General features: G+C 34.5%; 10 protein-coding genes and 1 pseudogene. 4 read left to right on the top strand and 7 right to left on the bottom strand.

All coding sequences use genetic code 11. The features are described from left to right. Positions 1 to 535 precede the first annotated feature (535 nt). Positions 536 to 1,027: a DinB family protein gene (locus BPMYX0001_RS14140; protein ID WP_006095480.1), complete on the top strand. Its 492-nt coding sequence runs from the start codon at positions 536 to 538 to the stop codon at positions 1,025 to 1,027. Positions 1,028 to 1,200: 173 nt separating this feature from the next. On the opposite strand, the pseudogene BPMYX0001_RS14135 reads toward BPMYX0001_RS14140, so the two are convergent. Together BPMYX0001_RS14135 and BPMYX0001_RS14130 are read right to left on the bottom strand one after the other, a co-directional pair. After that, positions 1,201 to 1,713 (bottom strand): annotated as a pseudogene (locus BPMYX0001_RS14135) (IS110 family RNA-guided transposase); the annotation flags it as partial. A 219-nt stretch (positions 1,714 to 1,932) separates the two neighbouring features. Then, positions 1,933 to 2,565, bottom strand: coding sequence for a type 1 glutamine amidotransferase family protein (locus BPMYX0001_RS14130; protein ID WP_006095478.1), 633 nt, complete (start codon positions 2,563 to 2,565; stop codon positions 1,933 to 1,935). 244 nt (positions 2,566 to 2,809) lie between these two features. Between BPMYX0001_RS14130 and BPMYX0001_RS14125 the strand changes: the two genes are divergently transcribed. Both BPMYX0001_RS14125 and BPMYX0001_RS30905 read left to right on the top strand, forming a co-directional pair. Further along, positions 2,810 to 3,106, top strand: a complete 297-nt coding sequence (locus BPMYX0001_RS14125) for a hypothetical protein (RefSeq protein ID WP_006095477.1) — start codon at positions 2,810 to 2,812, stop codon at positions 3,104 to 3,106. A 149-nt stretch (positions 3,107 to 3,255) separates the two neighbouring features. Further along, positions 3,256 to 3,372 (top strand): YjcZ family sporulation protein, encoded by a 117-nt coding sequence (locus BPMYX0001_RS30905; protein ID WP_003209912.1) that lies wholly within the window; start codon positions 3,256 to 3,258, stop codon positions 3,370 to 3,372. 128 nt (positions 3,373 to 3,500) lie between these two features. Here BPMYX0001_RS30905 and BPMYX0001_RS14120 read toward each other — a convergent pair whose 3' ends face one another. Further along, positions 3,501 to 4,499 carry an HAAS signaling domain-containing protein gene (locus BPMYX0001_RS14120; protein WP_033799008.1) on the bottom strand — a complete coding sequence of 333 codons (999 nt, stop codon included), beginning with the start codon at positions 4,497 to 4,499 and terminating at the stop codon, positions 3,501 to 3,503. Then, the gene (locus BPMYX0001_RS14115) at positions 4,486 to 4,833 is read right to left on the bottom strand and encodes a PadR family transcriptional regulator (protein WP_006095475.1); all 348 of its coding nucleotides are present in this window, start codon (positions 4,831 to 4,833) and stop codon (positions 4,486 to 4,488) included. Before BPMYX0001_RS14115 ends, BPMYX0001_RS14120 begins: the two co-directional genes overlap by 14 nt. Before the next feature lie 510 nt (positions 4,834 to 5,343). On the opposite strand from BPMYX0001_RS14115, the gene BPMYX0001_RS14110 reads away from it, so the two are divergent. Beyond that, complete coding sequence (locus BPMYX0001_RS14110) at positions 5,344 to 6,108, top strand: class I SAM-dependent methyltransferase (protein WP_006095474.1); 765 nt, start codon at positions 5,344 to 5,346, stop codon at positions 6,106 to 6,108. Positions 6,109 to 6,368: 260 nt separating this feature from the next. Here the strand turns inward: BPMYX0001_RS14110 and BPMYX0001_RS14105 are convergent, their stop codons facing one another. The 3 genes from BPMYX0001_RS14105 to pcp all read right to left on the bottom strand — a co-directional run bounded on the left by BPMYX0001_RS14105 (position 6,369) and on the right by pcp (position 10,177). Continuing rightward, positions 6,369 to 8,531: a peptidoglycan D,D-transpeptidase FtsI family protein gene (locus BPMYX0001_RS14105; RefSeq protein WP_006095473.1), complete on the bottom strand. Its 2,163-nt coding sequence runs from the start codon at positions 8,529 to 8,531 to the stop codon at positions 6,369 to 6,371. Between the two features lie 212 nt (positions 8,532 to 8,743). Beyond that, positions 8,744 to 9,460 (bottom strand): NAD-dependent protein deacylase, encoded by a 717-nt coding sequence (locus BPMYX0001_RS14100; RefSeq protein WP_018783123.1) that lies wholly within the window; start codon positions 9,458 to 9,460, stop codon positions 8,744 to 8,746. Positions 9,461 to 9,529: 69 nt separating this feature from the next. Beyond that, on the bottom strand, positions 9,530 to 10,177 hold the full coding sequence (pcp, locus tag BPMYX0001_RS14095; RefSeq protein ID WP_018783124.1) for a pyroglutamyl-peptidase I: 648 nt from the start codon (positions 10,175 to 10,177) through the stop codon (positions 9,530 to 9,532). Positions 10,178 to 10,185: the final 8 nt, after the last annotated feature.

Here is a 10,185-nt window from a genome sequence, read left to right as displayed (position 1 = left end):
TTTCCCAATAAATATATGAATCAAAAAGAAACACAGAGGTTTTTCACTTCTATGTTTCTTTTTTTCGTCCTTTAAATATTAAAGATTTGGTTTACTCTTAACAGGGTGAATTCCGGCTCTTTTCTAATGTAATTTTTCTTCTTGCGATACAACACAAATGACATTGTGCTGCATGAAACACTCCTAACGTTGTTAAAATCACTTGTTTCTAAGTGGAATTTCATTTAACCTAGGGGGTACTCCATATTCATCAGCTTAAGAAAAATAAACGCCCTCAAAACGAAAAAATAAGCTGACTTTTCAAAGTAACTACCTGTAAAAAAAGAAAATGTTCATTTAGGGGGTATATTAAAACCTTAGCTTGATGGCGATGTGGTAGGATCCCCTTATGAAAAAATAATGAAGGGATTAACTTAATATAAGAGAATTAGTAGAACTAGGTAGTCGATTTATTACATTTGAGGCCTGAGTTTTAGCACTACTTTGGTTTTTAACTTGAATAAATCAGAAAAAAATTATTAGGAGTGTGGAGAGCATGTTTCATGCAAAAGACGTCTTATCCGATCAGTTATTAGCTAATGCTAATGATCCTAGCTGGTACCTTCCATTTTCTGACTCAGTCGAAAATTTGTCAGAGGAAGAAGCATTTTGGAAGCCTAACGAAAATTGTAATAGTATTGCTGAAATTGTGCAGCACCTACTTTATTGGAATGAAACATGGCAAACTAGGTACCAAAAATCTCATGTTAATGCTGTACCTTCCATAGGTGATAATAATAAAAGTTTTATAATTCCCGAAAATAAAAGTTTTAGTAACTTAAAAGAACGACTTTTAGAGGTGTTGTTACAATGGCAAGATTTATTAACGGAAGAAAAAGTTGAGAGTGAAGTAAATGGCTTCCCTGCACATGCGAAGTGGTGGGAGATACTTGGAAATGTATCCACTCATAACGCATATCACATTGGTCAAATCATCTTTATTCGAAAACTGCAAAATAGCTGGAAAGTGAATGTTGTTAAAGTGTAGTCATTTAAACATGTAGTTAATATTCATTTATTCAATTATATCAGCTAATATAAGTCAATACTTTTGGCTTAATATTGATTCATAAGTAATGGTACAATAAAAAAAGGCATGACAAAGAGACTTCAAAACAACAATTTGAAGTTTTTTCAATTAATGTAATTATTAATTATTTGTCATGCTATGAAACTCTCTTTATGCTTGAAAATGGCATAAATCCAATGTAATAGCTTGTTGGCGTAGGCTATTATCGCTACTTTGTGAGGTTTTCCCTCACTTCTTTTTTTGTCGTAAAACTCTCTGAGTTTGGTGTTTCGATTATTCGTTAATCCACACTGAACGGCTGTATATAAAGCTTGTCGTAGCTTGGAAGAGCCTCTTTTCGTGATGCGGCTTATGGTAGCTGTAAACTTACCTGATTGATAGATCCTGGGGTCAATTCCTGCATAGGTCACTAGCTTTTTAGGGTGACTAAACTGCTTGATTCCCCCGATTTCGGAGATGAGCGTAGCCGCAATCTTACATCCTACTCCCGGTATAGAACGGAGAATCTCATACTCTTCAAACTGCATGGCTAATTCATCAATCTCTTGCTCTAGGATGGATAGAAACTCTTTTTGTTGAAAAAGCATTTGGATGTACATCTTTAAGGTCACTAAATGGCTCTGATATAGGATTTTCTTAAATGGGGTATCGTCAGGAAAATGCGGATTTACAACGTTAAGGAAATTTCAATATTAAAAAGAGATTGAGTTACCAGTTCTATTTATAACAACTTCAGGAGTGCCTTGTAATTTTTTTACTTCTATAAACATTTTTAAGTTATACACAAAAACCATGCTTTGACATCGTCTAAAGCATGGTAATTATTTGAACTAATATAAAACTGCTAAGTTGATTTTTTTAGCTCATCTATTTATTGAATTCATTAACTGGAAGAAGTATTCAGGGTTATGAGTCTTATTTAAGTTATACCATGCATGTAATGTATCAGGTGCAAATACATCTAATTTTTTCAGTACTTCCATCGTAAATTCCAGAGGTGCTACTCCTGATGCAGTAACCAAATTCTCACCAGATACCGCAGGTCTCATCTCATAAAATTTTTCTCCTTTATAATTAGGACAGACCATTTTAATATACTCTAAGTCATTGCTTGTGTGCTTTCTAAAATCTAAGTATCCCATATTCGCGAGGGCCTCAGTTGCACCACAAATTGCAGCAACAATAGTGCCAATCTTTAAGGCTTCATCAATTTTTTTTAAGATAGGTTGATGAATATCTTCTCTCCAAGTATTCCCTCCAGGTAAGACTAAAAGGTCTTTACTCTCAAGAGTACATTCATCAAGGGACATATCTGGTTGTATGCTCAGCCCTCCCATCGTAGTAATACCTTCTTTATTCGTTCCTACTGTAACTACTTTTAAAGGTGCTACATCTTTTTTGAAATATCTTCCTGAGTTTAATTCAGCAATTAAATACCCATATTCCCAGTCTGACATTGTATTAAATACATAAAGATAAACCTTTTTTGTTTGCATCCAATAACACTCCTATCACTATTGATATAGCCTATTATAATATAACTTCCCTGACAGATAACGTCAGGAAAGTATATTACTTGATGAAATTTTATTAATTCCGATATTTTTAACAGAGACTTATTGCACCATATGTCACCTCTAGGTTGGGAACATATTAATTTACTTGGAGAATACCATTTTAATTCAGAAAAAATGGTCTCGTTAGATTCTTTAAGACGCTACCCCATTTAGGAGTGAAATCATGGGTATTTTTGGTGCGAAAAATCCAAAAGCAATAACTGATAACAAATTCACATGGAAAAATAACGTAATTGAGATTACAGAGGATGGATATTTACTTACATCTGGAATCATTGGGATTGTTCGTATCCCAGTTCGCCATATCGAAACAGTTACATACACAATGAATCCATTAAAACCATCTATAGACATAGATATAAATTTAATCGGTAAAGGTGTAGTCCTTGGTAAGATCATCGTGGGAATGGATTTGAAAGATGAAGTCCAAGATTGGCTACTAGAAAGAATTGAAGAATAATACACGTATCTTGGCTGAACCACGTAAGGGTGTCTTTCTTTATTTCTTAAAGGACCTGCTCATATATTGTTTAAAAACATAAAGTAATGTGTATCCGTTAAAACACATGTGCATCCCAGTTGGCCCCTCTTACTCAAGGAGGAAATATTATGAGCTTTGGTGGTAGTTGTGGTGGTTTTGGTGGCGGATTCGCTTTACTAATTGTGCTGTTCATTCTATTAATCATTATTGGATGCAGCTGTTCAGGTGGCGGATTCGGTTGCTAGTTAAGATCAGGCACTCATTAGAGTGTCTTTTCTTTATGGGGTACAGTTCACCTGTACGCTAAGAATCCGACTTTTTTAAGGGATGGCTTGTTAAACTAAACCCCATTATTGTAATAGACGAATGCTGATTAATGAATTTTAGCCTTGCGGATACCATCAAATACACTGATTGCCGCAGATAACATAAAGAAGAAAATTGCACCGCCAACTATCCGCGATTCAAGTTGTTTAGTAGTAATAGTGAATAAATCAGCTGTATACGTAATAAAATCTTGGTTCATTACATTTGGATTCGTTACTATCACAATGAATACAATGGTTCCAATAAGCTGGAAAGCTGTATTAAATATTGCTATTCCTTTTGTCCATTGTCCCTTAATTAATTTATAAATAGATAATACTATTTCTAAACCGATTACAACAAGAACGATTGGGCAATACTGAAGCAATACATCCTGATTAAGAGCTGGGGCCGCAAAATCAAGTCCGTGTGTACTACTTCGATATATACCTACAAGATGATTTGCGTAAAAATAAACTGTTGCCCAAATAGCAGTCCATAATAAACTTCCAAATACTTCGAATTTCGTGATGACTTTTTTCTTAGGAATATAAGGTGTGTTTTTTAAATCATCAGCTGTCCATTTGGTAAACTTTGTTGTGAATGGGTGACTTCCTTTCGAATGATTTACTCGTTCAATAAGCGCGAAAACAAGTGTCAGCCAGAAAAAGACGTGCATACCTACTTCAACGATTCTCCCTATACAAAAACCAATAATATCAAAACCCACACTAATTACTGCTTCTTCGCCATGATACCCTATAAAATATTCGGGAATGATCGAGATTAGAGAAATAATAGCAGCAATCGGTAAAATCATTTTTAATAACGTAACATATGTCTCAAAATAGTGAGGACCAATAAGATGCATTGGTTGATCGCGGTATTTACTAGCTAATATAGCGGGATTCCCTAATGTTTCAAGAACCCCTTTTATATTTTTTTCACTGTAATCATCAAGTAACATATCCTCAATGGTTGATCTTAACTCGAGAGCAATATCTTCACGATTTTTTTCAGGCAGTCTTCGAGTCACTTCTTGTATATAAATCTCAATTAGATTCATCATCTTTCTCCCCTTTTAACACTTCTAAGAGTTTTTTAGAATTGTCCATCCATTCCCTTTTTAACTGTAAAAAAATCTCCAAACCATATTCGCTTAGAACATAGTACTTACGCGGTCTACTCTCAGATGTATCCCAACTACTTGTTACTAACTCTTGTTTTTCTAAGCGGCGTAGCAATGGATATAAAGTACTTTGATCAATGTTAATACCTGACTGTTCCAACAATTGAACAAGTGAATATCCGTACTGGGGCTTTTGTAATTGACTTAAAACAGCTAACGTCAAAGTTCCTCTCCTAAGCTCTGTCGTTAATGAATTCAATAAAGTATCCATTCATTCACCTCTTTTCTTGGTGTATGTTATACGGTATATGTTTTATACTATGCGTCATACACCATTATTGTTCCAACATCAATGTAAAAAAATAATTCGGTAAGAAACACATAAAAATACAATATTTTTCGAATTATATTTAGGTTAAAATAAAAAGAATCCACAAATTAGGTAGTCTAAAACGTGGATTCCTTTATTGGTGTTGGCTTAAGTATATTTCTTCTCTATCCTAACATATATATCCAATCTAGTTTCCTTAAAAAGTACCGAAAACGGCCGTTTATGGGACTTTATTTATTACCACTGTACAGCTATATCTATTTTATTTTTTACTTTTAGAAGGTATTATACTCATAAATCTAGAAGGTAAAACAACATACTTTTGCCAGGAGTGATTTCATATGAAAATACTAGAACATGAAACGTAACAACCGTATATTGTAATTAGAGGTCCTCCTCCTGTTTATTATATTCACCCTATTTTGAATATAGTAAACAGGAGGATTTAACATGAAGAATGATAAATTATTTTTCACCTTATTAGAAAATGCAAACGCAAGCTTTACTGGATGGGATTTTTCCTTTATTACAGAAACTGATCGTATGAAGAGTCAATTACTTTCTTGGTCCTACGGTAGCATGGCCTTTTCCCTTATTCAAAACACGAATTCTATGCTTGATATGGGAACAGGTGGTGGAGAATTCTTATCCATGTTAAGACCATTCCCTCCTTCTATTTATGCGACTGAAGGGTATTCTCCAAATATCCCATTAGCAAAAAAGAATTTAGAACCTTTAGGTGTAAAGGTTGTAGAAGTAACCAATGATGAGACTTTACCATTTGATGATGGACAATTCGATTTGATTTTAAATCAACACGAATCCTACTCTGTTTCCGAAGTAAAAAGGATCCTTTCTCCAAATGGCATCTTTCTTACGCAGCAAGTAGGTGGCTTAGATTGTGCGGAAATCAATGAAGCACTAGGAGCACCACTCAATTCTGAATTTACAAATTGGAATTTAGAAACTGCTCTAAGTGAACTCGAGCAACATGGTTTTAAAGTTTTAACATATAAAGAAGAGTTTCCCGTTCAAAGGTTTTATGATATCAGTGCTCTCGTCTATTATTTACAAGCAATTCCTTGGCAAGTGCCTGATTTTGAAACTGAAACATATGTAAATGAATTGTACAAAATACATCAACTTATCCTACAAAAAGGGTATTTTGATGTGAAACAACACCGTTTTTTTATTAAAACGGTAAGAATATCATAATAAAAGAGTCCTAACAGGTATGCTCCATTACCTTTTAGGACTCTTTTTCGGATGAATTGTTATTCTAAGATCTTAGCTTTAGAAAAAGGATAATACACAAATTCTACTTTACACAATGTAAAAGACTGAATCATAACAATTATAACGAATACAAGCAAAATAAGTTTGTCCCACTCTTTTCTAGTAATCTGCTCCATGACTTTCCTTCATCCCCTAAAATGCCTCACTGTCCTGTTATTCTATGTAAATGTAAAAATCTTTTATTGCTGTTTATTCGGCTGTTCCATAGGCACTGGATTTCCACCCACTCTTTTCACTTTCAAATCAAAATATGCGTCTAAAATTTCTCTTCCAATTTTAGAATTAATCCCTGATTTATCATCGTTTACCCATGGTACAACAACAGAAAATGCCACTTCTGGATCAGAGTCATAAGGTGCGTAACCAGCTAAGGTTAAATTATAACACTTTTTTCTATCTCCATTTTCATCCTTACCTATATTACTATCACCACCATACACTGTTTCTGCTGTTCCTGTTTTTCCAGCAGGCTTATACGGTAGATTTTGAAAGTGTGCTACACCGGTTCCATCGCCTTCTTGAAACACTTTCTTAAATCCTTCTTTCACTTGATTAATATAGGATATGTCCATGTCTACACGATTTAAGATGACCGGTTCCATTGATTGAACTACCTTACCTATATCCTCAGCTTTATTCGGTTGCTCTCTAATTTCTTGTACAATTTGTGGTTTCATACGATAACCACCATTCGCAATCGTCGAAATATATTGCGCAAGCTGAAGCGGTGTATACGTATCATATTGACCGATTGAATAATCAAGTAAGAATCCTGGTGTATTATCTTTTCTTCCACGTTGTCCCGCAGTCTCATTGGGTAAATCAATCCCCGTTGGAATGCCTAAACCAAATTGCCCAAAATGATAACGCATTTTATTAAAAACTTCTTGTTTCACATTTAACGGACTATTCGGTACGTAATCAATCCCCGCAATCTTTAAAGCTGTGTTAAACATATATACGTTAGAAGATACTTGTAAAGCTCTGACATCATCAATATCACCAAAATCTTTCCATGATTTCTTTGCTTTTGTTGTCCCTTTAAATGTCATCGGTGCATCGTAAAAATGAGTAAATGGTTTGATCGCACCCGTTTGATAACCTGTTAGTAGCGTAGCTCCCTTGACTGTTGAACCTAATTCATATGAACTTGTCATTGTACCAAGGGCATAATCCTCTACTTGAATATTTCCATCTTTATTTACTAGTTTCTTTCCTGAAATTGACAAAAGTTGTCCGTTTTTAGGATTCATCATTACCACAAAGGCACGATCCAACATTGGTTCTACAGCTTTGAACGCCATTAAGTTTTTTTCAATGCTTTCCTCAACTTTCTTTTGCAATTCCATATCAATTGTTAGCATTAAATTATTGCCACTTCTCCCTTTCGTAATTTGTTCAGTACGAAGTATTTTCCCTTCTTTATCTGTAATATTTTTCGATTGCGCTTTCATACCATGTAGGGCGTCTTCGTATTGCTTTTCAATATAACTCTTTCCAACCCGATCATTGCGGTTATAATCACGAACTAAATAATAATCTAATTGCTCTTTCGGTAGTCCTTCATCAGCACTTGAAACGTTTCCAAGTACTGAACGAAGTATTTTATCATATGGATACTCACGTTCCCAATCTACGGTCGTATCCACACCTGGAAGATTTGCTAAATTTTCACTAATTACTGCATATTCTTCTGGTTTTACATCTTTTTTTATTATTTTAGGAGTCATATTATATCCTGCATTCATTTTACTTTTAATAGCTAATACTTCTATATCTTGTGGGGTAAGTTCATTTAACTCTTCCGCTGTAATTCGCTCACGTCTAATTTCTTCCACCTTTTTATCTAATTCTTTTCCCTCTATTTTTTTTACTCTTAATTTATTTTCATCCTCCTTTGTAACCTTTTCTGCTGCACGTTTCTTATGTAATTGCATCCAAAAATCTTTCTTATCTACCTCGGTTAACTTATTTATAGCCTCCTGCGGCATTTCAATCATCTTCGCAAGTTGTCTTGCCGTATTTAAAATCTCTTCTGAATTAACACCTTTCATTTTTGTATATGTAATTGTCCGTAATGGTTTATTGTCAACAATCGAGTGGCCTTCTCGATCAAAAATTTTCCCACGTGGAACGGGAGTACTAACCGTTAAATCTCCCTTTTTTTCCACCTCATTTTTATAAGTCTCACCATCAATAATTTGAACCTTACCTAATTGAACAATAACAGTTGAAAACATAAGAAATACAAAGAAAAACAACACATTTAATCGGAAAGGAATATGGGTTTTCTTTTTCCGTTTCTTTTTCTGTTCTTTCTTTTTCTGTTCTTTCTTTTTCATTATGCTCTCCTCTTTCTATGGTCTAAAGTATCTTTATCTTATAAATAACAAAAATTAAACCATACTTTCTCATCCGGATATAAAAATCTCCTCTATTAATAATATTAAAGCACATAGATAATATAATTTATAGTATTTTTAAAGAAAATTAAGAAAATTTAAACTCCAAAAAACCGAGATAAATACCTCTTATCTCGGTTTTCCTACATCATTTAAAATCGATCTACAAACTGCCCGATTTTTTGCTGAAAGATATAATCAAAATAATACTCTTGACTCGTTAACTCTTCATTTACTAAAATAGTCGTTGTCCCTACTTCTCTTTTTGCAATTTGCGGGAACGATGCAACCGGCTGCACTTTTAATGAGGTTCCCATAACAAGTAATACATCCGTTTCATATAAACGCTGTATTGCATTTTGATATTGTGGTAATGTATCACCATATAAAACGACATCTGGATTTAAAATAAAATTACATGTTTCACATCGTGGTACCTCATGGTCTATCATATATTGCAAATCATATTTCGTTTTGCATTTTGGACAATGGGCCGTTTGGAGTGTACCATGCAAATCTATCACATGCTTACTCCCTCCTAATTGGTGCAGACCATCAATGTTTTGTGTTAACACCACAATATCTTTTCCTTGCTCTTCTATACTTGCTAAAAATTGATGCCCACGGTTTGGTTTGTATTGATGGAAAGTATTAATTTGAAATATTTCTTTGTAATGCTTCCAAAATTCTTTTGGATTACGGTTATAATATCCTCTAGATAAGTACATTTCAACTTTAGCATCTGCATATAAACCATTGGCTGAGCGAAAATCAGGAATGCCACTTTCTGTACTTGCACCAGCACCTGTTAATACCGTTATCTTATTTGCTTTTTCTATAACAGAACGAACTTCTTCATATTGCTGCATTGCTCTCACCTCTATGTATAATCCTTCCTTTATTATAACATTTGTCCATAGCAGGTGTTGTACTTTTGTTTAGTGTGTGGTCCCGCCACATTCTATAATATCCATTTCTACCTCTAATGCGATCCGTACCAATAATTCAATTCCAGTTGTAATAGTTGAAAGCGACATACTCGGTTGTCCAGGATGCTTACTTGCTTGCTCTGGCAAAAACGGAATATGTATAAAACCACCACGAGCCCCGTTTTCACTTTTTGCTAAAATGTCCATAAGTCCATAAAAGAGATGATTACAAACAAATGTACCTGCAGTTTGAGAAACAGAAGCAGGTATTCCTTCTTCCCGAAGTTTTTTTACAGTAGCTTTTATAGGAAGTGTAGACCAATACGCAACGGGCCCCCCTTCTACAATAGATACATCAACCGGTTGGTTTCCTTCATTGTCAGTGATTCTTGCATCATCTACATTTATTGCAACTCGTTCCACTGTAATATCTGGACGTCCTCCTGCTTGCCCGATACATATAACAAGCTCCGGTTCTATTTCTTCCATATAAGACTTTAACGCTTGTAATGATTTATGAAACACAGTTGGAACTTGTTTACTAACAATCTTGTAATCTCCAAAGCTTTGTCCATCAAGCTGCTTTACAACTTCCCAGGCAGGATTAATCTCCTCTCCACCAAAAGGTTCGAACCCTGTTAACAATACTGTCTTCATCATTCCCA

Source organism: Bacillus pseudomycoides DSM 12442, from assembly GCF_000161455.1.
Lineage (GTDB): Bacteria > Bacillota > Bacilli > Bacillales > Bacillaceae_G > Bacillus_A > Bacillus_A pseudomycoides.
The sequence above is the reverse complement of the archived record's forward strand: the minus strand, read 5'-3'. Positions and strand labels throughout refer to the sequence as shown.